Source organism: Streptomyces sp. NPDC026246 (assembly GCF_055567995.1).
In genome coordinates this window covers 96,533-121,935 of record NZ_JBVHPJ010000014.1, presented here as the reverse complement: position 1 = coordinate 121,935, position 25,403 = coordinate 96,533, and the positions used below count along the sequence as shown (strand labels likewise).

20 protein-coding genes are annotated in these 25,403 nt (G+C 72.6%); 6 read left to right on the top strand and 14 right to left on the bottom strand.

Annotation, left to right across the window (positions count from 1 at the left end):
* Nucleotides 1-116 precede the first annotated feature (116 nt).
* Entirely contained in the window at nucleotides 117-3,035 is a 2,919-nt protein-coding gene (locus ACZ4M5_RS29345; RefSeq protein ID WP_467741141.1) for a glycoside hydrolase family 3 C-terminal domain-containing protein, read from the top strand.
* 37 nt (nucleotides 3,036-3,072) lie between these two features.
* On the opposite strand, the gene ACZ4M5_RS29340 is transcribed toward ACZ4M5_RS29345, so the two are convergent.
* The 3 genes from ACZ4M5_RS29340 to ACZ4M5_RS29330 form a co-directional block, all read right to left on the bottom strand.
* Nucleotides 3,073-4,518: an aldehyde dehydrogenase family protein gene (locus ACZ4M5_RS29340; RefSeq protein ID WP_467741139.1), complete on the bottom strand. Its 1,446-nt coding sequence runs from the start codon at nucleotides 4,516-4,518 to the stop codon at nucleotides 3,073-3,075.
* 121 nt (nucleotides 4,519-4,639) lie between these two features.
* Entirely contained in the window at nucleotides 4,640-6,313 is a 1,674-nt protein-coding gene (locus tag ACZ4M5_RS29335) for a PucR family transcriptional regulator (protein WP_467741137.1), read from the bottom strand.
* 167 nt (nucleotides 6,314-6,480) lie between these two features.
* Nucleotides 6,481-8,610, bottom strand: a complete 2,130-nt coding sequence (locus ACZ4M5_RS29330; protein ID WP_467741135.1) for an ATP-binding protein — start codon at nucleotides 8,608-8,610, stop codon at nucleotides 6,481-6,483.
* A gap of 254 nt (nucleotides 8,611-8,864) precedes the next feature.
* Between ACZ4M5_RS29330 and gabT the strand changes: the two genes are divergently transcribed.
* Complete coding sequence (gene gabT / locus ACZ4M5_RS29325) at nucleotides 8,865-10,199, top strand: 4-aminobutyrate--2-oxoglutarate transaminase (RefSeq protein ID WP_467741133.1); 1,335 nt, start codon at nucleotides 8,865-8,867, stop codon at nucleotides 10,197-10,199.
* A 454-nt stretch (nucleotides 10,200-10,653) separates the two neighbouring features.
* A complete protein-coding gene (locus tag ACZ4M5_RS29320; RefSeq protein WP_467741131.1) occupies nucleotides 10,654-11,343 on the top strand; it encodes a phosphatase PAP2 family protein in 690 nt (229 codons plus the stop codon).
* Nucleotides 11,344-11,414: 71 nt separating this feature from the next.
* On the opposite strand, the gene ACZ4M5_RS29315 is transcribed toward ACZ4M5_RS29320, so the two are convergent.
* From ACZ4M5_RS29315 to ACZ4M5_RS29285, 7 genes are all read right to left on the bottom strand, one after another.
* Nucleotides 11,415-11,888 (bottom strand): hypothetical protein, encoded by a 474-nt coding sequence (locus tag ACZ4M5_RS29315; RefSeq protein ID WP_467741126.1) that lies wholly within the window; start codon nucleotides 11,886-11,888, stop codon nucleotides 11,415-11,417.
* 130 nt (nucleotides 11,889-12,018) lie between these two features.
* Entirely contained in the window at nucleotides 12,019-13,437 is a 1,419-nt protein-coding gene (locus ACZ4M5_RS29310) for an NAD(P)/FAD-dependent oxidoreductase (RefSeq protein WP_467741124.1), read from the bottom strand.
* Between the two features lie 18 nt (nucleotides 13,438-13,455).
* On the bottom strand, nucleotides 13,456-14,256 hold the full coding sequence (locus tag ACZ4M5_RS29305; protein ID WP_467741122.1) for an ABC transporter permease: 801 nt from the start codon (nucleotides 14,254-14,256) through the stop codon (nucleotides 13,456-13,458).
* Nucleotides 14,256-15,185 (bottom strand): ABC transporter permease, encoded by a 930-nt coding sequence (locus ACZ4M5_RS29300; RefSeq protein ID WP_467741120.1) that lies wholly within the window; start codon nucleotides 15,183-15,185, stop codon nucleotides 14,256-14,258. Before ACZ4M5_RS29300 ends, ACZ4M5_RS29305 begins: the two co-directional genes overlap by 1 nt.
* Complete coding sequence (locus tag ACZ4M5_RS29295) at nucleotides 15,185-16,330, bottom strand: ABC transporter ATP-binding protein (RefSeq protein ID WP_467741118.1); 1,146 nt, start codon at nucleotides 16,328-16,330, stop codon at nucleotides 15,185-15,187. Before ACZ4M5_RS29295 ends, ACZ4M5_RS29300 begins: the two co-directional genes overlap by 1 nt.
* A gap of 5 nt (nucleotides 16,331-16,335) precedes the next feature.
* Nucleotides 16,336-17,583 carry a polyamine ABC transporter substrate-binding protein gene (locus ACZ4M5_RS29290; RefSeq protein ID WP_467741116.1) on the bottom strand — a complete coding sequence of 416 codons (1,248 nt, stop codon included), beginning with the start codon at nucleotides 17,581-17,583 and terminating at the stop codon, nucleotides 16,336-16,338.
* A gap of 58 nt (nucleotides 17,584-17,641) precedes the next feature.
* Nucleotides 17,642-19,177, bottom strand: a complete 1,536-nt coding sequence (locus ACZ4M5_RS29285) for a gamma-aminobutyraldehyde dehydrogenase (RefSeq protein WP_467741114.1) — start codon at nucleotides 19,175-19,177, stop codon at nucleotides 17,642-17,644.
* A 199-nt stretch (nucleotides 19,178-19,376) separates the two neighbouring features.
* Here ACZ4M5_RS29285 and ACZ4M5_RS29280 point away from each other — a divergent pair, with 199 nt between their 5' ends.
* Nucleotides 19,377-19,952, top strand: coding sequence for an NADAR family protein (locus tag ACZ4M5_RS29280; RefSeq protein ID WP_467741111.1), 576 nt, complete (start codon nucleotides 19,377-19,379; stop codon nucleotides 19,950-19,952).
* A 49-nt stretch (nucleotides 19,953-20,001) separates the two neighbouring features.
* Here the strand turns inward: ACZ4M5_RS29280 and ACZ4M5_RS29275 are convergent, their stop codons facing one another.
* Both ACZ4M5_RS29275 and ACZ4M5_RS29270 read right to left on the bottom strand, forming a co-directional pair.
* Nucleotides 20,002-20,466, bottom strand: a complete 465-nt coding sequence (locus ACZ4M5_RS29275; protein WP_467741109.1) for a DUF4190 domain-containing protein — start codon at nucleotides 20,464-20,466, stop codon at nucleotides 20,002-20,004.
* Between the two features lie 69 nt (nucleotides 20,467-20,535).
* On the bottom strand, nucleotides 20,536-21,213 hold the full coding sequence (locus ACZ4M5_RS29270) for a DUF4190 domain-containing protein (protein ID WP_467741107.1): 678 nt from the start codon (nucleotides 21,211-21,213) through the stop codon (nucleotides 20,536-20,538).
* A gap of 153 nt (nucleotides 21,214-21,366) precedes the next feature.
* Here ACZ4M5_RS29270 and ACZ4M5_RS29265 point away from each other — a divergent pair, with 153 nt between their 5' ends.
* Together ACZ4M5_RS29265 and ACZ4M5_RS29260 are read left to right on the top strand one after the other, a co-directional pair.
* Nucleotides 21,367-22,485, top strand: a complete 1,119-nt coding sequence (locus ACZ4M5_RS29265; RefSeq protein WP_467741264.1) for an adenosine deaminase — start codon at nucleotides 21,367-21,369, stop codon at nucleotides 22,483-22,485.
* Nucleotides 22,482-23,183 (top strand): glycerophosphodiester phosphodiesterase, encoded by a 702-nt coding sequence (locus tag ACZ4M5_RS29260; RefSeq protein WP_467741105.1) that lies wholly within the window; start codon nucleotides 22,482-22,484, stop codon nucleotides 23,181-23,183. The genes ACZ4M5_RS29265 and ACZ4M5_RS29260 overlap by 4 nt, the downstream gene beginning before the upstream one ends.
* Before the next feature lie 46 nt (nucleotides 23,184-23,229).
* On the opposite strand, the gene ACZ4M5_RS29255 is transcribed toward ACZ4M5_RS29260, so the two are convergent.
* Entirely contained in the window at nucleotides 23,230-23,754 is a 525-nt protein-coding gene (locus tag ACZ4M5_RS29255) for a hypothetical protein (RefSeq protein WP_467741103.1), read from the bottom strand.
* A 110-nt stretch (nucleotides 23,755-23,864) separates the two neighbouring features.
* On the bottom strand, nucleotides 23,865-25,304 hold the full coding sequence (locus ACZ4M5_RS29250; RefSeq protein WP_467741101.1) for a gamma-aminobutyraldehyde dehydrogenase: 1,440 nt from the start codon (nucleotides 25,302-25,304) through the stop codon (nucleotides 23,865-23,867).
* Between the last annotated feature and the right edge of the window lie 99 nt (nucleotides 25,305-25,403).

Below are 25,403 nucleotides of genomic sequence, written 5' to 3'. Positions count from 1 at the left end.
TTCCTCATGCACGGCTTGAGCGTTGCGGACCGCTCCCTTGACACCCGACGGCACCTCCACCCAGCATCGAAGCGCTTCGAAAGCGCCTCGTCGATCCAGTGCAGGGGGAGCCCCACGTGACCGCAGACCCGCTGTCCACCGCACCCTTCCGCGACCCGCGGCTGTCGCTCGAGAAGCGCGTCGACGACGTGCTGGGACGGCTCACCCTCGACGAGAAGGTGGCGTTCCTGCACCAGTTCACCCCCGCTGTCGAACGGCTCGGCATCGCCGCGTTCCGCACCGGCCAGGAGGCGCTGCACGGCGTGGCGTGGATGGGCCCGGCCACGATGTTCCCGCAGGCGGTCGGCCTCGGGGCCACCTGGAACCCGGAGTTGGTGCGGCGGGTCGGCGACGCGGTGTCGAGCGAGGTCCGCGCGATGCGCGCCCGGGACGACCGGGTCGGCCTCAACGTCTGGGCCCCGACGGTCAATCTGCTGCGCCACCCCCTGTGGGGACGCAACGAGGAGGGGTACTCCGAGGACCCGGCGCTCACCTCGGCCCTCGCCACCGCCTACACCCGCGGTCTGCGCGGCGACCACCCCACGCGCTGGCGCACCGCGCCCGTGCTGAAGCACTGGCTGGCCCACAACAACGAGACCGACCGCTCCACCACGTCGAGTTCGGTGCGTCCGCGCGTGTTGCACGAGTACGACCTGAAGGCGTTCCGCGCCACCGTCGAGGCGGGTGCGGTGGCCGGGGTGATGCCCGCGTACAACCTGGTCAACGGCCGCCCCAACCACGTCTCCCCGTACCTGGCCGAGCACCTGCGGACCTGGACGGATCAGGATCTGCTGGTCTGCTCGGACGCGGGCGCGCCGAGCAACCTGGTCGACTCCGAGCACTACTTCGCCACCCACGAGGAGGCCGTCGCCGCCTCCCTCCGCGCGGGCGTCGACAGCTTCACCGACCACGGCACCGACTCCGCGCCGATCACCGCACGGCTGCGCGGCGCCCTGGAGCAGGGCCTGCTGACGGAGGCCGACCTCGACACGGCGGTCCGCCGCCAGCTGTCGGTGCGCTTCCGGCTCGGCGAGTTCGACCCGCAGGACGAACAGCCCGGCGCGGCGGCCGCGTTCGACACCCCGGCACACCGGGAGCTCGCCCGGGAGGCCGCCGAGCAGGCGATCGTGCTGCTGAAGAACGACGGCGTCCTGCCGCTGGCGTCCGGCACCCGGATCGCGGTGGTGGGTCTGCTCGCCGACGAGTGCAAACTCGACTGGTACAGCGGCACGCTGCTGCACCGCTCGACCCCGCTGGAGGGACTGTACGAGCGGTTCGGCGCGGAGCATGTCACCTTCGCCGAGGGCGTGGACCGGGTCCGGCTGCGCACCTCCGGGGGCGCGTTCCTGAGCGTGCCGGCGGCCGGGGACACCACCGGCGGTGGTCCGGATGCCGAAGGCGCGCTCGACCCGGCGCTTCTCACGGGCCGCACCGACCTGCCCGCGCTGACCACCGACGCGACCGGCACCGAACTGGCCCTGACCGACTGGGGCGGTGGTGTGCTGACGCTGCGCGCCCCCGACGGCCGCTACCTCTCGGTCGCCGGCGACGGGTACCTCCGCGCCTCCGCGGACCAGCCCGGCGGCTGGGTCGTGCAGGAGACGTTCCGTCTGGAACCGCACGGGGACGGGCACCTCCTGAAACACCTGGGGACGGGTCGCCCTGTGTGTGTCACCGCCGACGGCGTGAAGGTCGCCGACGAGGACCCCGAGGTGTTCGGGCTGGTCGTCGTCGAGCGCGGCGAGGAGGCGGTGGCGCGTGCCGCCGCCGGGGCCGACGTGGTGGTGGTCGTCGCGGGCAACGACCCGCACATCAACGGCCGCGAGACCGAGGACCGCACGACGCTGCGCCTGCCCGGGCATCAGGAGCGGCTGCTGCGGGCGGCCCGCGCGGCCCATCCGGCCACCGTCCTGGCCCTGGTCTCGGCCTACCCGTACGCCGTCGACCCGCGGGGACTGCCCGCCGTGCTGTGGAGCGCGCACGGCGGGCAGGCGGCCGGCACCGCGCTGGCCCGTGTCCTGGCCGGCGACGTCTCCCCGGCCGGGCGCCTGCCGCAGACCTGGTACGCCGACGACGCCGACCTGCCGGACCTGCTCGACTACGACGTGATCGGCAGCCGCCAGACCTACCTCTACTTCGAGGGCACGCCGCTGTTCCCCTTCGGGCACGGCCTGTCCTACGCCTCCTTCTCCTACAGCGGCCTGACCGCGGCGGCCGAGGGCGAAGAGGTGCGGGTCTCCTTCTCGGTCACCAACACCGGCGCGGTCACGGCCGACGAGGTCGCCCAGCTCTACGGCCGGGCCGTCGCCCCGTCCCGGCCCCGGCCGCGCCGGGAGCTGCTGGGCCACCGGCGGATCACGCTCGCCCCGGGCGAGACGGCCCGACTGGACTTCCGCGTCCCGCTGTCCGCCCTCGCGTTCTGGGACGTCGCCCGGGACCGGTGGCGGGTGGAGCCCGGCGCGTACGAGCTGCTGGCCGGCGCCTCCAGCGAGGACGTGCGGCTGCGGACGACGCTCGCTCCGGCCGGCGAGCCCGCCCTGCCGCGCGCGGTCGCCGTGCGGGGGCTGGCCGCGGCCGCGTTCGACGAGCAGCGCGGCGTCGAGATCGTCGACCGCACGAAGCGGGCCGGCGACGCCGTGACGCCGGCGGGCGGGCGTACGGCCGAACTGCTCTACCGGGACTGCGACTTCCGGCCCGGGGTGGCCGGGGTGACGGTGGAGGTGTCCGGCGCGGGCACGGTCGAGCTGTGCCTGGACGGCGGCCCGGCGCTCGCGGTGCTGTCGACGACGGAAGCCACCGCGGGTCCGTACGACTACGTCCGCCTCGGTGCGCCCGTCGCGGCGGAGGGCGTGCACGACGTGCGCCTGCGGCTGCGCGGTCCGCTGCGGCTCGCGCACGTCGCCTTCTCCGGCCGCGGGTCCGGGGCGCTCCGGCACACGGAAGAGGCCCGGCACCGGAAGGCATCGGTGCCGGACCTCTCCACAGACCCTATATGAAAATGGTTCCCATGAGCCAGAGGGGAGCCGGAGAAGGCTAGAGGCTGAGGCCGGTGAGGACCATCACGCGCTCGTAGGTGTAGTCCTCCATGGCGAAGCGCACGCCCTCGCGGCCCACGCCGGACTGCTTGACGCCGCCGTAGGGCATCTGGTCGGCACGGTAGGAGGGGACGTCGCCGACGACCACGCCGCCGACCTCCAGGGCCCGGTGGGCCCGGAAGGCGGTCTGCAGGTCGTGGGTGAACACGCCCGCCTGGAGGCCGTACTTGGAGTCGTTGACGGCGGCGAAGGCCGCGGCCTCGCCGTCCACCTTCTGCACGGTGAGGACCGGCCCGAAGACCTCCTCGCAGGAGATCGTCACCTCGGCCGGGACCTCGGCCAGGACGGTCGGCGCGTAGGTGGCGCCGTCCCGCTCGCCGCCGGTGAGCAGCCGGGCGCCGGCGTCGACGGCCTCCCGGACCCACGTCTCGACGCGCTGGGCGGCGTCCTCGCTGACCAGCGGGCCGACGTCCGTCTTGTCGTCGCTCGGGTCACCGGTGACCTGGGCCTCGACCGCGGCGACGATGCGCGGCAGCAGCCGGTCGTACACCGAGGCGTCGGCGATGACGCGCTGGACGGAGATGCAGGACTGGCCGCCCTGGTAGTTGGAGAAGGTGGCGATGCGGTTCGCCGCCCAGTCCAGGTCCTCGTCGCTCGCCCAGTCGGCGAGGACGACGGCCGCGCCGTTGCCGCCCAGCTCCAGGGTGCAGTGCTTGCGGGGCACCGAGTCCATGATCGCGTAACCGACCTTCTCGGAGCCGGTGAAGGAGATCACGGGCAGGCGCTCGTCCTGCACGAGGGCGGGCATCTTGTCGTTGGCGACCGGCAGGATGCTCCAGGAGCCGGCGGGCAGTTCGGTCTCGGCCAGCAGGTCGCCGATGATCAGGCCGGACAGCGGGGTCGCGGGGGCCGGCTTGAGGATGATCGGGGCACCGGCGGCGATGGCCGGGGCGACCTTGTGGGCGCAGAGGTTCAGCGGGAAGTTGAAGGGCGCGATGCCCAGCACGACGCCCTTGGGGAAGCGGCGCGTGAGGGCGAGCCGGCCCTGGCCGCCGAGGTCGGTGTCCAGGCGCTGGGCCTCGCCGCCGTTGAACCGCCGGGCCTCCTCGGCCGCGAAGCGGAAGACCGACACGGCACGGCCGACCTCGCCGCGCGCCCACTTCATGGGCTTGCCGTTCTCGGCGGAGATCAGCAGCGCGATCTCCTCGGTGCGCTCGGCGAGGCGCCTGCTGACGTGGTCGAGGGCGGCGGCCCGCACGTGGGCGGGGGTGGCGGCGAACTCGTCGCGCACGGCGTACGCGGCGGCGACGGCCTCCTCGACCTGCGCGTCCGTCGGCACGCTCACCTTGCCGACGAGCCGCCCGTCCCACGGGGAGCTGACGTCGAAGGTGTCCTCGCCGGTGGCCTGGCGGCCGGCGAGCCAGAAGGCGTGGGTGGAGGTCATGTGGGTTCCGGCCCTTCGGCGTCGGGGGTGATCCTGGGTGACGGATCAACGGTAGGCGCGGCACGGCCCGACGGTGTTTGTCCGGGGCGTAGCAGTGGCGGACCGGGACACTACGGATTGGCTATTCCGTGGCGGTCGCCTTCAGGGCCAGCCACAACTCCATCCGGGCGTCCGGATCGTCCAGGGAGCGGCCGAGGATCTCCTCGACGCGGCGCATGCGGTAGCGCAGGGTGTGCCGGTGGACGCCGAGGTCGGCCGCCGCCGCGTCCCACTGGCCGTGCTTGGACAGCCAGGCGCGCAGGGAGGCGACCAGGTCGCCGCGGCCCGTGGCGTCGTGCTCGTACAGCGGGCGCAGCATGCCGTCGGCGAACGCCCGTACGGCGTCGTCCGCGAGCAGCGGCAGCACGGACCCGGCCGCCATCTGCTCGTGCTCCACGAGCACCCGCCCGCGGCGCCGTGCCACCGACAGGGCCTGCTCGGCCTGCTTGTACGCGGCCGACGCGGCGATCGGCCCGGCCGGTGCCGACAGGCCGACCACCAGGTCGTCCTCCTCGCCGCCGGGCACCTTCTCTCGGCCACCGGAGCGGGCCGTTTCCAGGGCTGCCGCGTACCGGGCGCAGGCGGCCGCGGCGGCGCCGCCGTCCGCGGCCAGCACCACCAATCGCTCCCCCTCCGGTACGACGAGCACGGCCTCGCCGGCCCGGGCGGCCGCGGACTCCACGACGTCGGCGAGCGCCGCGAGCGGGTCGCCTGCGGTGTCGGCCCCGGCGAGCGCGGCGGCCGGCGGCCGGTCGGCGGCGGGGGCGGCGGGCCGGGTCTCGGCGCGGGCCAGGGCAGCCGACGCCGACACCGGCGCCCGCTCGGCGACCATCATCCGGAACGGCGCGTCCAGCAGTCCGCCGTACAGGTCCCCGGCGACGGCGCGGGCGTGGTCCGGCTCCCCGGCCAGCAGCATGCGCAGCACCGCCGCGCCGACCCGCTGCTCGGCGGCCTGCAGGGAGCGGGAGCGTTCCGTGGTCAGGGTCAGCAGGGCGATGGCCGAGTGCACGGCGTACCGCTCGGCGGTGCCGGGGGCCGCGGCGGTGCCCACGGCCAGGGCCGCGCGGGGGCGACGGCCGGTGCCGATGGTGTGCAGTTCGACGCGGTCCTCGTTCTCCGGGCCGCCGACCACGGACGAGGCGGGCGCGGGCCGGTCCCGCAGCCGCTGCACGTCGCCGGTGAGCCGTGCGGCGCGCCGGCCGGCCCACTCCGGTGCGGTGGCGACGACGGCGCCGGAGGCGTCGTACAGCGCCGCCCAGCCGTCGACCTGAGCGGCCAGGGCGGCCAGCAGCCCCTCCGGGCCGCCGGTCTGGGCCTGCCGGGTCAGCTCCCGCTGGGCGGCGAACCCGGCCGTGACGGCCCGGTACTGGTCGGCGGCGATCGCGGCGGACACGGCCTTGCTGATGGCGAGGAACGGTGTCCGGCGCGGCACCTCCAGCAGCGGCAGGCCCTCCTCCCGCGCCGCCTCGACGAGCGCCTCGGGGATCTCCTCGTAGTTCACGCCCACGGCGAAGCCCAGCCCGACCACTCCGGCCCCGGCCAGCCGCCGCACGTAGCGCCGCATCGCCTCCGGGTCCTCGGCGTCCAGTTTGAGAGCGGTGATCAGCAGCAGTTCCCCGCCCTCCATGTAGGGGACGGGGTCGGCGAGCTCGCTGACGTGGGCCCAGCGCACCGGCACGTCGAGGCGGTCCCCGCCGGCCCGCACGGTCAGCTTCAGCGCGGAGTGGTGGACGAGCGAGGCGAGCGTCGGGGGCATGGGGCCTTCTGCGTCGGGGCGGTGTGGTCACGGTGGTCATTTGGCCGCCGCGTATGAACGACCGGTGACGATTCTGCCTCACCGTATGGTCCCGGCGTACCGGAACCGGCGGGCGCCGGCAGCCCCGACGAGGGCACGGGCGGAGCCGCCCGCGCCCCCGGACGCCCTCAGCCGCGCAGATCGACCAGCAGCGGTGGCGCGTGCTCGCCCTGCACGGTGGTCAGGGACAGCACCGCGTGCCCGGCCGGCACCCCGTGCGCCAGCTCGGACGCGGACCACCGCTCACGCTCGACCTGCCGCACGGTCACCGCCCGCGCGGTCGGCGCCTTGCCGGTGATCACCCGCCGCACCGCGTGCAGGGCCTTGCCCGCCGGGGTCTCGGCGATGATCTGCCGGTCGGTGACGTCCCGCGCCTCGGTCCACTCCTTGCCCCACACCTCGGCGAAGTCCTGGCCGTCCCAGGGGGTGACTCCCGACAGCGCCATCCGGCACCCGGTCGCCCCGAGCAGCGGCCCGCGCAGCGGCCGGGCCACGTCGTCGAGGGTCCGCAGGGTCAGCACGACACCGGCGTTGCCCGACCGCAGCCGCTGGATGCCGCGCACGGCCTCGGGCGTGACGACCCCGGTCGCGTCGTCGAGCACGAGGCAGGCGAACAGCGACCGGTCCTCCCGTACGGCGACGCTGGCCGTGAACTGGGCGAGCACCAGCCGCGCCAGCATCCGGGAGGCGTCGGCGTGCCCGCGCTGGGGCAGGTCGATGCGCACCCGCACGGGGTGGTCGAGCGCCTTCAGCGTGAAGGGCCGCGACTGCCCGGAGGTGTCGAAGAACCCGGCGAAGGCGGGGCGGTCCAGCAGCGCGACGCGGTCCGCGAGGACCCCGCCGACATCTCCGGGCTGACCCATCTGCCGTTCCCGGGCGTCGAGTTCACGCAGCAGTGACTCCTGCCCGGCCTCCTGAAGCCCCTGGCGCAGCGCCGCGAACGGCCCGGGTGAGCCGTCGAGGAGCTGCCGCAGTTCCGGTACGGAGGGGAAACGTCCGTGCACGGCCCGGAACGGCCCGAGCAGCTGCGCCAGGACGGTGGTGGAGCGCCGGGTGTCGCTTCCCGGGTGCGGGTCGGCGAGGTCCCCGACCAGGGCCTCGGCGAGCACGGCCGCCGCCTCGTCCGGGTCGGCGGTCCCGCCGTACAGGTCCAGGTCGTACTCGGACTCCTGGTTCCCGATCCGCACGACGACGTCGTACGCGTCGGCCGGCCCGAGCCCCGCCCCGGCGGCCCCCACGACGACCACGGCGGCGCGCCCGGCGAGGGCGTGCAGACAGAGGGACTCCGCGAGCGGCCGGACGACCGTGCCGGTCTTGCCGGAACCGGCGGGCCCCACGGCCACCAGCGAGGTACCGAGCAGGTCGGGACCGAGGGCGAGTCCGGCCCCGCGGTAGGCGTAGGGGTTGCGGGTGTCGTCCACGGTCGTGCCGAGCCGCACCTGCCCGGTGAGCAGGTCGTGCCGGGCCAGGCGGGCGGGCAGGTCCCGCTCCCCGGAGGGGTGCAGGCAGGCCGCGGCGCCGTCCTTGAGCACGGCACCGCTGAACGTGGCCAGGCTGTGCCGTCCGGTGCGCACGCCCTGCCAGGCGCGCAGGATCCGGGCGTGGTCCACGTCCCGCATCAGCCCGGAGTGCGCCTCGGCGGCGAGCCGCTCGGCGGCGTCGGCGGCCCCGGCGGCCCGGAGCTCGTTCCACTGCGCCGGGTCGTCCTCGGGGCCCGGCTGCGCGGCCGGGGACTCGGGCCGCCGGTACAAGGGCGTGACGAAACGGCGCCAGACCTCGCCCCAGCGGCCGAGGCGGGCCACCACGATCATGATGGCCAGCGCGACCAGCAGCTCGTACCCGCGGTAGACGACGAAGGTCCCGGTCTCGCCGAGGTCGCTGTCCCCGCCCCGCCAGGCGTCCGGGACGATCAGGTCGAACGGGATCCACCACCAGGTGCCGAGGTAGTCGTTCTGCAGCAGCGACCAGACCAGCCAGCCCACCAGGAAGGCGATCAGTGCCCCGCTCAGCAGCTGCCGGGTGGGCACGTCCTCGGGTTCCTCCGCGGGCCGCGGCCGGTGCCCGAACCGCCACACGCCCGGCGCGGCCTCGGGGCGCGGCGCGCGCAGCCAGGTGAGGAAGGCCGACCCGTCGGGCCGCGGCGGCGGCGGTGCCCCGGGTGGCCGGGAAGGCATCGCCGGCACCTGTGGCGGCCCCGCCGGGCGGGGCACCGGATGCGCGTGTGTGCCCCGGGCCTCCTGCGTCCCGTCGCTGTCCATCGCCCTTGCCCCCTGACCAGCCGCTCCGTCCACCATCAGCGAGCCAATCTAACGCCCTCCCCTGGGGAGTTCACCGCTTACGCGGCCGGGTCGTGGGCACCGGTCCGGAAGGCTGCCATGTCCACCCCGGACAAGCGGCGGCGCCGACAACGCCCACATGGAGCATGCCCACCCCCCTCCGCCCGCCCTAGCCTGCGAGAAAAGAAGTCAACGGTCTGTACAAGTCCCTCCGCACCACCCCCCAGGAGCCCCGCATGAGCGCACTGCCGCAGGAGCGTCGCGTCGTCACCGCCATCCCCGGCCCGAAGTCGCAGGAGCTGCAGGCCCGCCGCACCGCCGCGGTCGCGCAGGGCGTGGGCTCCGTGCTGCCCGTGTTCACCGCGCGCGCCGGCGGCGGGATCATCGAGGACGTCGACGGCAACCGGCTGATCGACTTCGGCTCGGGCATCGCCGTGACGTCCGTCGGCGCCTCCGCCGAGGCCGTCGTCCGCCGGGCGTCGGCGCAGCTCGCCGACTTCACCCACACCTGTTTCATGGTCACGCCGTACGAGGGCTACGTCGAGGTCGCCGAGGCGCTCGCCGAGCTGACCCCCGGTGACCACGCCAAGAAGAGCGCGCTGTTCAACTCGGGCGCCGAGGCCGTGGAGAACGCGGTCAAGATCGCCCGCGCGTACACCAAGCGCCAGGCCGTCGTGGTGTTCGACCACGGCTACCACGGCCGTACCAACCTCACCATGGCGCTGACGTCGAAGAACATGCCGTACAAGAACGGCTTCGGGCCGTTCGCGCCCGAGGTGTACCGCGTGCCGGTGGCCTACGGCTACCGCTGGCCGACCGGCGCCGAGAACGCCGGCCCGGAGGCCGCCGCCCAGGCGATCGACCAGATCGCCAAGCAGGTCGGCGCGGACAACGTGGCCGCGATCATCATCGAGCCGGTGCTCGGCGAGGGCGGCTTCATCGAGCCGGCCAAGGGCTTCCTGCCGGCGATCCGCCAGTTCGCCGCGGACAACGGCATCGTCTTCGTCGCCGACGAGATCCAGTCCGGCTTCTGCCGCACCGGCCAGTGGTTCGCCTGCGAGGACGAGGGCATCGTCCCGGACCTCATCACGACGGCCAAGGGCATCGCCGGCGGTCTGCCGCTCGCCGCCGTCACCGGCCGCGCCGAGATCATGGACGCCGCGCACGCCGGCGGCCTGGGCGGCACCTACGGCGGCAACCCGGTCGCCTGCGCCGGCGCGCTCGGCTCCATCGAGACGATGAAGGAGCTGGACCTCAACGCCAAGGCGAAGAACATCGAGGCGATCATGAAGGCCCGCCTCGGCGCCATGGCGGAGAAGTTCGAGATCATCGGCGACGTCCGCGGCCGCGGCGCGATGATCGCCATCGAACTGGTCAAGGACCGCGCCACCAAGGAGCCCAACCCGGAGGCGACCGGCGCGCTCGCCAAGGCGTGCCACGCCGAGGGTCTGCTGGTCCTGACCTGTGGCACCTACGGCAACGTCCTCCGCTTCCTGCCCCCGCTGGTGATCGGTGAGGACCTCCTGAACGAGGGCCTCGACATCATCGAGCAGGCCTTCTCCCGCATCTGAGCCGCCCGGGCGCGCGTCCGGCTCCCGTCGGGCGGGGCGCGCGCCCCGGTTCCGGTCCGCAACCGCGGCTCGCAGAGCGTGTGAAGAAGGTGTGCGAGGTGGATGACAGCGGGCCTCGCGGCCTGTCCTCCGCCCGGCCTCTGCCGTAGGTTCTACCCAGATGAGAGATACACCCCGCCCGCAGGGGACTGTGGGTGACACCAGGCCGCGGCCTCCCCAGCTTCGACCTGGTCGTGCCCTCGCGCACATCACCGGAGCCTGAGCTCCGGATCTCCTCACCGATCGGACGGTCGCCCGCCCCAAACCCCCCGGGGCGCGCGACGTTCCGGTCCGGTCGGCCGCCTCGGAACCACCCCCCCTGTTCCGGGGCGGCCGACCTCCCTCCACGCCCTCGCCTCCCGTGTGACCACTCCGCGGGACCGGGGGCGTCCGTGTCCGTGGCAGGCTGTGGCCCATGCCGATCCCCGCGCACCAGGAACGCGCCGAGCCCGCCGTCCGGGGCCGGCGGCGGACGGGCCCGGGCCTGCCCGCCCTCCTGCTCGGTCTGCCCGCGGCGCTCTTCGCCCTGATCACCTGGCAGGTCGTCACCGGCGGTCCGCTCGTCGGGCTCGACGAGGACGTCAGCCGTGTGCTCGTCCGCCCGGACCGGCTCTCCGAGGCCCTGGCCGACCTGGGCAACGTCCAGGTCGCCGTCCCGGTCCTGGCCCTCGCCCTCGGGTACGTCGTCCTGCGCACGCGCGGCGACGGGCGACGCTGGCTGCCGGTGGCCGCGGCGGCCCTGCTGATGGCCCTGGTCCCGGCGCTGATCGTGCCGCTCAAGGAACTCACCGACCGCCCGGGCACCCCGGCCGTCCCGCCCGGCACCGGCTACTACCCCTCGGGCCACACCGCCACGGCCGCCGTCGCCTACGGTTCGGCCACCCTGCTGCTCCTCCCCCGCCTGGCCACCGCGCTCGCCCGCCGCGCCCTGGCCGGGGTCTGCGCCGCGCTGGTGCTCGGCGCGAGCTACGGCCTGGTCCGCCGCGGCTACCACTGGCCCCTGGACGTGGTGGCCAGCTGGTGCCTGTGCACGGTGCTGCTGGCGTCGCTGTGGCTGTTCCTGAGGGACGCGCCCGGCACGGACCAGGAGCCGGCAGGCCCCTAGTCACCGGCCCACAGAACCCTGGTCGCCGGCCCACGAGACCCCTGCTCACCCACCGGTGCACAGAACCCTCGTCACCGGTCCGCAGCCCCCTGGTCGCCGCGTCCCGTCGCCAGGCCCGCGGCCGCCTCGTGCATCGCCAGCTCCAGCAGGGCGGGGTCGGTCAGCAGGCCCGTACCGTCCGGAGGGACCAGCCAGCGCACCCCGCCCGGTGACGCGCGCCCCGGGTACGGCACGACGATCCAGGTGCCGGCCCCTGCCGTGCGGATGCCCGTGCCGAGCCAGCGGGCCGCGGTGCCCGGCGGCACGAAGAAGCCCATGCGCGCGTCGCCGAAGTCCACGAGCACCGGCCCGGGCTGGTCCAGGAAGCGGCTGAGCACGTCCAGCGTGGCGTACCCGAGGTCGCCGGGCAGGATGAGCACGTCCCAGGCGCTGCCGGCCGGGAGCAGTGCGACACCCAGCGGGTTGCGCTCCCACTCCCAGCGGCAGGCCTCCGGGTCCGGTGCCACGGACGCGAGCCATTCGACCGCCGTCTTCGCCCCTGTCATCGAAGAAGTCCCCCTTCTCTCTCGTGCGCCTCGCGGACGCACGGCACGTCACGAGGGAGAAGGGGGACTCCCGGGGGTCATTACGCGGGTTCCGGCACCCCGTTGGAGTGAACCGGCTCACATCCGCGGGTCAGCTGTCGAAGCCGAGGCCGAGCCGGTCCATCGTCCGCAGCCACAGGTTGCGCCGCCCGCCCTGCGCGTCCGCCCGGGCCAGGGACCACTTGGTGAGGGCGATGCCGGTCCAGGCGAACGGCTCGGGCGGGAACGGCAGCGGCTTCCTCCGGACCATCTCCAGCTCGGTCCGCTCGGTGCGCTGCCCCGCCAGCAGGTCCAGCATCACCTCGGCGCCGAACCGGGTGGCGCCCACCCCCAGCCCGGTGTACCCGGCCGCGTAGGCCACCTTGCCCTGGTGGGCGGTGCCGAAGAACGCCGAGAAGCGGGAGCAGGTGTCGATCGCGCCGCCCCAGGCGTGGGAGAAGCGCACGCCCTCCAGCTGCGGGAAGCAGGTGAAGAAGTGCCCGGCGAGCTTGGCGTAGGTCTCGGGCCGGTCGTCGTACTCGGCGCGGACGCGGCCGCCGTAGGGGTAGATCGCGTCGTAGCCGCCCCACAGGATCCGGTTGTCGGCGGACAGGCGGAAGTAGTGGAACTGGTTGGCACTGTCGCCGAGGCCCTGGCGGTTCTTCCAGCCGATCGAGGCCAGCTGGTCGGCGGTCAGCGGCTCGGTCATCAGCGCGTAGTCGTAGACCGGGACGGTGTAGGAGCGGACCCGTCTGACCAGGTTCGGGAAGATGTTGGTGCCGAGGGCGACCCGGCGGGCGCGAATCCCACCGTAGGGGGTGCGCACGGCCATACCGGCGCCGTAGGGCTTGAGGTCGAGCGCGGGCGTGTTCTCGTACACGCGCACGCCCAGCTCCCGGCACGCCCGCTTCAGGCCCCAGGCGAGCCTGGCGGGGTTCAGCATGGCCACGCCCCGGCGGTCCCACAGGCCGGCCCGGAAGGTGGGCGAGTCGACCTGCTCCCGCACGGCGTCGGCGTCCAGGAACTCGACGCCCTCGGCCAGCCCGAGGCGGGTCGTCTCCTCGTGCCACTCGCGCAGTTCCCGGGCCTGGTACGGCTCGGTGGCGACGTCGATCTCGCCGGTGCGCTCGAAGTCGCAGTCGATGCCGTGCCGGGCGAGTGCCGCCTCGATCTCGTCGAGGTTGCGGTCGCCCAGTTCCTGGAGCCGGTGGATCTCGTCGGGCCAGCGCGTCAGGCCGTTGGGCAGGCCGTGGGTGAGGGAGGCGGCGCAGAATCCGCCGTTGCGGCCGGAGGCGGCCCAGCCCACCTCACGGCCCTCCACGAGCACCACGTCGCGCTGCGGATCGCGTTCCTTGGCGATCAGCGCGGTCCACAGTCCGCTGTACCCGCCGCCGACGACCAGCAGGTCGCAGGTCTCGGAGGTGGTGAGGGCGGGTTCGGGACGGGGCCGGCCGGGGTCGTCCAGCCAGTACGGGACCGGCTGGACGTCGGACAGCGAGCGGGTGAACCGGTTCATGGCTCCAGCGGCCATGATGTCAACTCCCTACGGTTATGCCTTCTGCCTGTTGCGACGGTTTCCGACCACCATGGAGACCAGGACGAACAGGACGGCGACGACGAACATCGTCGTGCCGATGACATTGATCTGGACGGGTGTGCCGCGCTGGGCCGATCCCCACACGAACATGGGGAAGGTGACGGTCGAGCCGGCGTTGAAGTTCGTGATGATGAAGTCGTCGAAGGACAGGGCGAAGGCGAGCAGCGCGCCGGCCGCGATGCCCGGCGCCGCGATGGGCAGGGTGACCCGGACGAAGGTCTGGAACGGGCCCGCGTACAGGTCCCGCGCCGCCTCCTCCAGCTTCGGGTCCATCGACATCACCCGCGCCTTGACGGCCGTGACCACGAAACTCAGGCAGAACATGATGTGCGCGATGAGGATCGTCCAGAAGCCCAGCTGCGCGCCCATGTTGAGGAACAGGGTGAGCAGCGAGGCGGCCATGACGACCTCGGGCATCGCCATCGGCAGGAAGATCAGCGAGTTCACGGCCCCACGGGCGCGGAAGCGGTAGCGGACCAGGGCGAAGGCGATCAGGGTGCCCAGCAGGGTGGCCCCCAGCGTCGCCCAGAAGGCGATCTGCAGGCTCAGGGACAGCGAGCCGCACAGCCCGGAGACGCCGCACGGGTCCTTCCAGGCGTCCAGGGAGAACTGCTGCCACTCGTAGTTGAAGCGGCCCTTGGGCTTGTTGAAGGAGAAGACGGTGACGACGACGTTCGGCAGGAGCAGATAGCCGAGGGTCAGAAGTCCCGCGATGACGACGAGGTTCCTCTTGAGCCAGTTGACGAGAGGCATCAGACCAGATCCTCCGTCCCGGACCTACGGATGTAGAAGGTGACCATGAGGAGGATGGCCGCCATGAGGATGAAGGAGAGCGCGGCCGCCGTCGGGTAGTCGAGCACCCTGAGGAACTGCGTCTGGATGACGTTGCCGACCATGCGGGTGTCGGTCGAGCCGAGCAGGTCGGCGTTGACGTAGTCGCCGGCCGCCGGGATGAAGGTGAGCAGCGTCCCGGAGACGACCCCGGGCATCGACAGCGGGAAGGTGACCTTGCGGAAGGTCGTCGAGGGCCGGGCGTACAGGTCCCCGGCCGCCTCGTGCAGCCGGCCGTCGATGCGCTCCAGGGATGTGTAGAGCGGCAGGATCATGAACGGCAGGAAGTTGTACGTCAGACCGCACACCACCGCGAGCGGCGTGGCCAGGACGCGGTCGCCGGCGGTCATGCCGAGCCAGGTGGTGACGTCCAGGACGTGCAGGGTGTTGAGCGCGCCGACGACCGGCCCGCCGTCGGCGAGGATCGTCTTCCAGGCCAGGGTGCGGATCAGGAAGCTGGTGAAGAACGGCGCGATCACCAGGATCATGATCAGGTTCTTCCAGCGGCCCGCGCGGAAGGCGATCAGATAGGCCAGCGGGTAGCCGAGCAGCAGGCACAGGATCGTCGCCGTGCCCGCGTAGAGCACCGAGCGGACGAACTGCGGCCAGTACGCGGACAGGGCGTCCCAGTAGGCCGCGAAATGCCAGGTGACCTTGTAGCCGTCCTCCAGGGAGCCCGTCTGCACGGACGTGGAGGCCTGGTAGACCATCGGCAGCGCGAAGAAGACGACCAGCCACAGCATGCCGGGCAGCAGCAGCCAGTAGGGCGTGAAGCGGCCCCGGCGCTTGCGGGGCCCGGCCTCGGGCGCTGGGGGTGCGAGGGGCGGTGGCGCCTCGGTGAGTGTCGACATCAGGCCGCCTCTTCCACGCCCGCGCCGGCGTCCTGGGCGGCGTCCAGGCCGAAAGTGTGCGCCGGGTTCCAGTGCAGGACGACCTCGGCGCCGGGCACCAGCCGGGGGTCGCGGTCGATGTTCTGGGCGTAGACCTCGAAGTCGGAGCAGACCGGGCTGTCGACGACGTACTGCGTGGAGACGCCGATGAAGCTGGAGTCGGCGATCCGGCCGGTGATGCGGTTGCGGCCCGCGGGGATCTCTCCGGCGTCGTCCGCGTGGGTGAGGGATATCTTCTCCGGGCGGACGCCGGCCAGCACCTTGCCGCCGGTGCCCGCGGGCGCGGAGCAGCGGCTCTCGGGCAGCACGAGCTTGCCGCCGCCCGCCCGCAGCACGATCTCGTCCCCGCTCCGGGAGTCGACCTCGGCCTCGATGAAGTTGGAGGTGCCCAGGAAGTTGGCGACGAAGGTGGTGCGCGGGTTCTCGTACAGCTCGGCCGGGGAGCCGAGTTGCTCCACGCGGCCCCCGTTCATCACGGCGACGGTGTCGGCCATGGTCATGGCCTCCTCCTGGTCGTGCGTGACGTGGACGAAGGTGATGCCGACCTCGGTCTGGATGCGCTTGAGCTCCAGTTGCATCTGGCGGCGCAGCTTCAGGTCCAGGGCGCCGAGCGGCTCGTCGAGGAGCAGCACCTGCGGGTGGTTGATGAGCGCGCGGGCGACGGCGACGCGCTGCTGCTGTCCGCCGGAGAGCTGGTGCGGCTTCTTGCGGGCCTGCTCGCCGAGCTGGACGAGCTCCAGCATCTCGTCGACCTGCTTCTTCACCGACTTCCATCCGCGTCGGCGCAGTCCGAAGGCGACGTTCTCGAAGATGTCGAGGTGCGGGAAGAGCGCGTAGGACTGGAAGACGGTGTTGACCGGGCGCTTGTAGGGCGGCAGCGCGGTGACGTCCTGGTCGCCCAGGAACACCGTGCCGGCGGAGGGTTCCTCCAGGCCGGCGATCATGCGCAGGGTGGTGGTCTTGCCGCAGCCGGACGCGCCGAGCAGGGCGAAGAAGGAACCCTGCGGCACGGTCAGGTCCAGCGGGTGGACGGCGGTGAAGGAGCCGTAGCTCTTGGCGATGCCGGTGAGCCGGACGTCGCCGCTGGGGTCTTTCCTGTTCGTCATGGTGGTCACGCCCCCGTCAGTTTCGCGAACTTCGCCTCGAACTCGGTCTCTTCCTTCGAGCTCAGCGAGCGGAAGGCGTGGGACTTGGCGGCCATGGCCTTGTCGGGAAGGATCAGCGGGTTGTTCGCCGCGTCCTCGTCGATCTTCGCGAGTTCGGTCTTCACGCCGTCGACCGGGCACACGTAGTTGATGTACGCGGCGAGTTCGGCGGCCGGCTTCGGCTCGTAGTAGAAGTCGATGAGCCGTTCGGCGTTCGTCTTGTGACGGGCCTTGTTGGGGATCAGCAGGTTGTCGGTCGAGGTGACGTAGCCGCTGTCCGGGATGAGGAAGTCGATGTCGGGGCTGTCCGCCTTGAGCTGGACGACGTCCCCGGCCCAGGCGACGCAGGCGGCGAAGTCGCCGCTGGTCAGGTCCGAGGTGTAGTCGTTGCCGGTGAAGCGGCGGATCTGCCCCTTGTCGACGGCCTTCTGCAGCCGGGCGATGGCGGCGTCGTAGTCGTCGGCGGTGAAGTCGGCCGGGTCCTTGCCCATGTCGAGCAGGGTCATGCCGACGCTGTCGCGCATCTCCGACAGGAAGCCGACCCTGCCCTTGAGCCTGGGGTTGTCGAGCAGGTCGGAGACCGACTTCACCTCGACGCCGTCGAGGGCCTTCTTGTTGTACGCGATGACGGTCGAGATGCCCTGCCACACGTACGAGTAGGCGCGGCCCGGGTCCCAGTCGGGGTTGCGGAACTGGGCGGACAGGTTGGCGTAGGCGTGCGGCAGGTTGCTCGGGTCGAGCTTCTGCACCCAGCCCAGGCGGATCAGGCGGGCGGCCAGCCAGTCGGTGAGGACGATCAGGTCGCGGCCGGTGTCCTGGGCCGCGGCGAGCTGCGGCTTGATCTTGCCGAAGAACTCGTTGTTGTCGTTGATGTCCTCGCTGTACTTGACCTTGATGCCGGTCCGCCGGGCGAACTGCTCCAGGGTCGGGTGGTGCTTGCCGCTGTCGTCGACGTCCATGTACTCGGTCCAGTTGGAGAAGTTCACCGTCTTCTCCTTGGCCGAGTGGTCCTCGGCGGAGACGCCGCCCTGCGACTGACCCGCCGCCGGGATGCCGCAGGCGCTCAGCGTCCCCAGTCCGCCGATCGCCAGCGCGCCGCCCGTGGAGGCGCGCAGCAGGGAGCGCCGCGTGAGGGCGCCCCTGCCGTTGGTGAGACTGCGCCGCATGGCGGCCACTTGGGCCGCGGACAGGCGGTCGGGCTCGTACTGCTCCATGCGCGTGGTGCCCTTTCGAGGGGTGGGCGGCCGTTGGTCGGGCGGCCTGAGTGTGCGGCTATCGGTCCCCGAAGACGGTGCGGTGCCAGTCCTTCGCGGCCACCGCGGTGTTGTCGAACATGACGTGCTTGATCTGGGTGTACTCCTCGAAGGAGTACGCGGACATGTCCTTGCCGTAGCCGGAGGACTTGTGGCCGCCGTGCGGCATCTCGCTGATGATCGGGATGTGGTCGTTGACCCACACGCAGCCGGCCTTGATCTCGCGCGTGGCCCGGTTCGCCCGGTACACGTCCCGGCTCCACGCGGAGGCGGCGAGGCCGTATGGGGTGTCGTTGGCGAGGGCGATGCCCTCGTCGTCGGTGTCAAAGGGCAGCACGACCAGGACCGGGCCGAAGATCTCCGACTGGACGACCTCGCTGTCCTGCGCGGCGTCCGCGATCAGCGTGGGCCGGTAGTAGGCGCCCTTGGCGAGTTCGCCCCCGGGTGCCTCGCCGCCGGTGACCACGCGCGCGTAGGCCCGTGCCCGGTCGACGAACCCCGCCACGCGGTCGCGCTGGACGTGCGAGATCAAGGGCCCGAGGTCGGTGCCGGCGGCGAAGGGGTCGCCGAGCCGGACCGTCTCCATGAGCGCCGCCGTCCGCTCGACGAAGGCGTCGTACAGCGGTCGCTGCACGTACGCGCGCGTGGCGGCCGTGCAGTCCTGCCCCGTGTTGATGAGGGCGCCGGCGACCGCGCCCTGGGCGGCGGCCTCGGGGTCCGCGTCGTCGAACACGACGAAGGGCGCCTTGCCGCCCAGCTCCAGGTGGAGGCGCTTGACGGTGGCGGTGGCGACCTCGGCGACGCGCTTGCCGACGGCGGTGGAGCCGGTGAAGGAGGTCATCGCCACGCCGGGGTGGCCGACGAGGTGCTCACCGGCCTCCCTGCCGGTGCCCGTGACGATGTTGATCACACCGTCGGGGATCCCGGCGTCGGTGGCCGCCTGCGCGAACAGCAGGGAGGTCAGCGGGGTGAGTTCGGCCGGCTTGAGGACGATGGTGTTGCCCGCGGCGATCGCCGGGAGGATCTTCCAGGCGGCCATCTGCAGCGGGTAGTTCCAGGGCGCGATCGACCCGACGACGCCGATGGGTTCACGCCGGACGTAGGAGGTGTGGTCCCCGGAGTACTCACCCGCGGACTGGCCCTGTAGGTGGCGTGCGGCCCCGGCGAAGAAGGCCGTGTTGTCGATGGTGCCCGGGACGTCGAACTCGCGGGTGAGCTTCAGCGGCTTGCCGCACTGGAGCGACTCCGCGCGGGCGAAGTCCTCGGCCCGGTCGGCCAGGACCGCCGCGAACCGGTGCAGGGCGTCGGACCGCTCGCCCGGGGTGGCTCCCGCCCAGCCCGGGAAGGCGGCTGCGGCGGCGGCGACCGCCCGGTCGACGTCGGCCGTCCCCGCCAGCTCGTAGGTGAGGACCTCTTCGCCCGACGCCGGGTCGACGACGGCGTGCGTGCGGCCGGAGGTGCCGTGGGTCAGGTGCCCCGCGATGAACTGCGCGCCCTGCGCGAAGCGCTCCTCGGCCGGAAATCGGTCCGGGGTGGCAGTGCCCGGATTGTGCATGTCGCTCTCCTCCGTGTCCCGCGAAGGGGCCGGCGTGGCTCAGGCTCGATTTGAGTGCCGATCCTGACAGAGGGATGGCACGCCAACAAGTGATTCCGTTGTTGATTTTTGGTTACGCGACGGAATCTGTCGACCAGGTGTCGAGTCCGCCGGGAAAAGGCAGGACGCTGTGTCCGTGGTGCGTGCCAGACTCGCGTGCATGAAGGAGATCACGGGGACGCTCGACTCGCAGGACGCCCTGATCAGGGCGGTCGGCGCCGGGGCACAGGTGAAGTACCTGCTCTTCTGGGGTCACCGCCCGCGTCCCGACGGGCGGATCGGGCCGAGCTGTCTGAGTCAGTGGTGGCCCGCACCGTTCACGGTGGACGGCGTGGAGTACGCGACGGCCGAGCACTGGATGATGGCGGCCAAGGCCCGCCTGTTCGGCGACGAGGACGCGGAGCGCGCCGCCCTGGGCGCCGGGCATCCCGCCGAGGCCAAGAAGGCGGGCCGGCTGGTGCGCGGGTTCGACGAGGCGACCTGGGCCCGCGAACGGTTCCGGATCGTCGTGGAGGGCAGTGTCCACAAGTTCGCGGCCCATCCCGAGCTGCGGGGATACCTGCTGGGCACCGGTGACCGGGTGCTGGTGGAGGCGAGCCCCGTGGACCGCGTGTGGGGCATCGGCCTGGCCGCGGACGACGACGCGGCCCTGGATCCGCAGCGGTGGCGCGGACCGAACCTGCTGGGCTTCGCCCTGATGCAGGCGCGCGAGCGGCTGCGCTCGGCTGGGGCATGAGTGAGGGGCCGGTCCGCGGACCGGCCCCTTCCCGGGCGGGGGGCGTCGCTCAGGAGGCCGCGCCGAGCCCGCCCATGATGCTCGCGAAGAGCAGGAAACCCAGCAGCGGCAGGATCACCGTGGCGATGATGCCGCAGACCAGACCGCCGGTCGCCGCACCCTTGTTGGTGGCCTCACCGCGGTTGGCCTTCCCGCGGCCGATCGCACCGAAGATGATCGCCAGGATGCCCAGGATCACGCCGAAGAACCACAGCAGGAAGGTCACGCTGCACACCACGCCGATGATGCCCAGCACCAGACCCGTGGTCCCCATGCCGTTGCTCGGCTGCGCGGGCATCGCGTAGCCCGGCGCCTGGGGGTAGCCCACGGGCGGGGCGGCCGGGTACCCGGGCCCGCCCTGCGGGTAGCCGTACCCCGGGCCGGTCTGCTGGGGGAAGCCGTAACCGGGCGCCGGCTGCTGCGGGGGCTGGGGTGGCGGGCCGAAGCCACCGGGCGCGGGATTGGTGTTGGACATGGACGATCTCCCCTCCGTTGTCAGACCAGGGAATCGTAGTGGCCGAGTCCCGCCCCGCGTGCGGGAGTTTCAGCCCTGGAACGGCGCGGTGGCCGCGGGCACCCCGGCACCGTAGTAGGGGTCGTCGTACGGTTCGTCGCTGTTGATCGCGGCGGTGATGCCCACGGCGATCAGCACGATCACGGCGATGCCGAGGATGATCCCGATGATGCCCATGATCAGGCCGGCCTGGGCCTGCCCGTGGTTGGTGGCCACGCCGGCCTCGGCACGTCTGCGGCCCTTGATGCCGAAGACGATCGCGAGGATGCCGGTCACCAGGGAGACCACGCCGTACAGGCAGAACAGGGTGCAGGAGACGATCCCGAGGACCATCGCGGCGACGCCCATGCCGTTCTGCGGGGCCGGGGGCATGCCGGGCCAGCCGTATCCCGACTGGCCGTACCCCGGCGAGCCGTAGGCCGACTGGTCATATCCCGGCTGGCCGTAGCCGGGGTAGCCGTAGCCCCCGGCGGTGCCCGGGCCGGTGGGGGCCACGGGCGGCGGCGGGACCGCGCCCGTGCCGGAGGTGTCGTACTGGGGCGTGCCGGCGGGCGGGGTGAATCCGGGCATCGAGGTGACCGTGGCCTGGTCGTGCACGGAGCCGGGGCCCTGGGCGGGCGGCTGGTTCTTGTCGAGCGACGGCTTGCTCTCCGGGGGCGCCCACGGGTCGTGGCCGCCGCCTGCGCCGGGCTGCGTCGGGTCGGTCATCTGTGCATCCCCCCTGGGTCGTTCGTCCCGCCATGCTACGGGCCGCCCCGGGCGGGCCACAGTGCGGGTCCGCACCGGTCCACCGCCGGGTCCGTGCATCTCGGGGGCGCCGGGGCCACCGCCTAGGATGATGTCCGCGTCACCGATCAGCCGATCACCCGCGCCCGCCCGCGCCACGCGCCGGCAGGGACGCCGTTCCGGGAGGAACCCTTGACCGAGCACCTCGTCGATCCCCAGGCCCCGCGCGACCTCAAGGCGTTCGTCGCCGGACTGCCCAAGGCCGAACTGCACGTGCACCACGTCGGCTCCGCCTCCCCCCGGATCGTGTCCGAACTGGCCGCCAGGCACCCCGACTCGAAGGTTCCGGCCGACCCCGGGGCCCTGGCCGAGTACTTCACCTTCACCGACTTCGCCCACTTCATCGAGGTGTATCTGTCGGTCGTCGACCTCATCCGCACCCCGGAGGACGTCCGGCTGCTGACCTACGAGGTGGCGCGGGACCTGGCCCGGCAGCAGGTGCGCTACGCCGAGCTGACCATCACGCCGTTCTCCTCCACGCGCCGCGGGATCGACGAACGGGCGTTCATGGAGGCGATCGAGGACGCCCGCAAGGCGGCCGAGGCGGAGTTCGGGACCGTGCTGCGCTGGTGCTTCGACATCCCCGGCGAGGCCGGGCTGGAGGCCGCCGAGGAGACGACCCGGCTGGCGACCGACGACCGGCTGCGCCCGGAGGGCCTGGTCTCCTTCGGCCTGGGCGGCCCCGAGATCGGTGTGCCGCGTCCGCAGTTCAAGCCCTATTTCGACCGGGCGATCGCGGCCGGTCTGCACTCGGTGCCGCACGCCGGCGAGACCACCGGGCCGCAGACGGTGTGGGACGCGCTGACGCACCTGCGGGCCGAGCGCATCGGTCACGGCACCTCCTCCGCCCGGGACCCCGAGCTGCTCGCGCACCTCGCCGAGCACCGCATCGCGCTGGAGGTGTGCCCGACCTCGAACATCGCCACGCGCGCGGTCGCCACCCTCGACGAGCACCCCATCAAGGAGTTCGTGCGGGCGGGCGTCGTCGTCACCGTCAACTCCGACGACCCGCCGATGTTCGGCACCGACCTCGACAACGAGTACGCGGTCGCGGCCCGGCTCCTCGACCTCGACGAGCGGGGCCTGGCCGAGCTCGCGAAGAACGCCGTCGAGGCGTCCTTCCTGGACGCGGCGGGCAAGGCCCGCATCACCGGCGAGATCGACACGTACACCGCGCAGTGGCTCGCGCGGTGACGCCCGCCCCGGTCGCCGTGGCCCACCGGGGCGACCCCTACCGGGTGCGGGAGAACACCGTGGCCTCGCTGCGTTCCGCTCTCCGGCGGGGCGCGGACGCCGTGGAGATCGACGTGCGGCTCACCCGCGACGGCGTGCCCGTGCTGCTGCACGACGCGACGCTGCGGCGGCTCTGGCGGCACGAGCGGCCCGTTCACGCGCTGTCCTTCGAGGAGGTGCGCGGGCTGACCGGCGGCGGGGTGCCGGCCCTGGCCGAGGCGCTGGCCGCGACCGAGGGGCACCGGGTCATGATCGACCTGCCCGGCTCGCCGGACGTCCCGGCGGTGCGCCGCGTCATGGGGGTCGTGCGGGAGGCGGGGGCGGCGGAGCGCGTGTACTACTGCGCGGGCGCCGACGCCATGCTCGCGGTGCGCGCGGCGGACCCCGACGCGGAGATCGCCCTCACCCGGACGACCCTGGCCCCGCCCCGGCCCGTCCTGCTGGAGGCGATCCGCCCGCGCTGGCTCAACTACCGCTTCACGCTGGTGGACCGGCCCCTCGTCGAGCGGGTCCACCGCGACGGCGCTCTGCTGTCCGTCTGGACGCCCGACACCCGCCGTGCGATGCGGCGGCTGCTGGCCGTGGGCGTCGACTCGATCACGACCAACCGCATCGACGTCCTGTGCGCCGCCCGCTCGGAGGCCACCGCGCCGTCGTAGACCCGGCCCGGGGCCGAGGAGGCGCCGCGGGCCGGGCCGGCGGGCGTCAGACGGCGGGCACCGGAGTGGCCGCCGGAGCGGTCAGCGCCTCCAGCCGCTTGATCCTGCGCCGCACGACGCACAGCGGTACGACCCCGAACACCCCGAAGGCCATGTCGATCACCGACCACCACACCGGGATGCCGCGCACCGGGCCGCAGATCAGGGCGAGCGGGACGATGCCCGCGCAGGCGATCATCCCGAACTCGACGACCCAGATGTTGCGGACCGGGTCGCGGTAGGGCCCGTAGAAGGCGACCGCGATCACCAGGTGCGCGAAGGCCAGCCAGTCCGTGCCGTAGAGCAGGAAGGGGTAGTCGGCGTCGGCCCGGTCGAGGCCGGCGCGGACGCGCTCGATCCAGTCCGTCAGCCCGGGCAGGTACCGGTCCACGGACAGCGCGTGCAACAGCTCCTCGGTCCAGCGCAGTTCGTGCACCAGGGGGAAGGCCGTGGCGCCGCTCAGCACCAGGCACACGACGAAGAACACCAACCAGGCACGGATGTCCCTCAACAGGGCGGCTCTGTCGCTCATGACGGCACTCTACGCCTGTGTTGAACATGTTCAAAAAGGGGTCTCCGGGCAACGGAACGGCCCCGGGCGGGGCCGAGTGCCGCCCGGGGCCGTGAGGGGGATCCGCGTGACTACGCGTCCAGCGACGTCATGACGTGCTTGATGCGCGTGTAGTCGTCGAAGCCGTACGCGGAGAGGTCCTTGCCGTAGCCGGACTTCTTGAAGCCGCCGTGCGGCATCTCGGCGACCAGCGGGATGTGGGTGTTGATCCACACGCAGCCGAAGTCGAGCTTCTTCGACATCCGCATGGCCCGGCCGTGGTCCTTGGTCCACACCGAGGAGGCGAGCGCGTACTCGACGCCGTTGGCCCACTCGATGGCCTGGTCCTCGTCCTGGAAGGACTGCACGGTGATGACCGGGCCGAAGACCTCCTTCTGCACGATCTCGTCGTCCTGCTTCAGGCCCGAGACGACGGTCGGCGCGTAGAAGTAGCCCTTGTCGCCGACCCGCTTGCCACCGGCCTCCACGCGCGCGTGCGCCGGGAGCCGGTCGATGAAGCCCTCGACCTGCTTGAGCTGGTTGGGGTTGTTGAGCGGGCCGAAGAGCACGTCCTCGTCGTCCGGCTGCCCGGTCTTCGTCTCGGACGCGGCCTTGGCCAGGGCGGAGACGAACTCGTCGTGGATGGACTCGTGGACGAGCACGCGCGTGGCGGCGGTGCAGTCCTGGCCGGCGTTGAAGAAGCCGGCGACGGAGATGTCCTCGACGGCCTTGGCGATGTCGGTGTCCTCGAAGACCAGGACGGGGGCCTTGCCGCCCAGCTCCAGGTGGACGCGCTTGACGTCCTTGGAGGCGGACTCGGCCACCTGGATGCCGGCGCGCACCGAACCGGTGATGGAGGCCATCGCCGGGACCGGGTGCTCGACCATCATGCGGCCGGTCTCGCGGTCGCCGCAGATGACGTTGAAGACGCCCTTGGGGACGATCGAGCCGATGATCTCGGCGATGAGGACCGTCGAGGCCGGGGTCGTGTCGGACGGCTTCAGCACGACCGTGTTGCCCGCGGCGAGGGCCGGGGCGAACTTCCACACGGCCATCATCATCGGGTAGTTCCACGGCGCGACCTGCGCGCAGACGCCGACCGGCTCGCGGCGCACGATGGAGGTCAGGCCCTCCATGTACTCACCGGCCGAGCGGCCCTCCAGCATCCGCGCCGCACCCGCGAAGAAGCGGATCTGGTCGACCATCGGAGGGATCTCCTCGGAGCGGGTCAGCCCGACGGGCTTGCCCGTGTTCTCCACCTCGGCCGCGATCAGCTCCTCGGCGCGCTCCTCGAAGGCGTCCGCGATCTTCAGCAGGGCCTTCTGGCGCTCGGCGGGCGTGGTGTCCCGCCAGCCGGGGAAGGCCTCGGCGGCCGCCGCCATCGCGGCGTCCACGTCGGCCTGCCCGGACAGCGGAGCGGTCGCGTACGCCTCGCCCGTCGCGGGGTTGACCACCTCGGTGGTCCGTCCGTCGGCGGCGTCGCGGAACTCACCGCCGATGTAGTTGCGCAGACGACGCAGCTCGGTGCTCACTGCCGGCCCTCCAGTTCGGATGTCCATTGATTGAGACACCACCCTAGTCGGCGCACCCACGTTTTCAACACCCCCACTCCCGTCGTTTATGCGGAATCC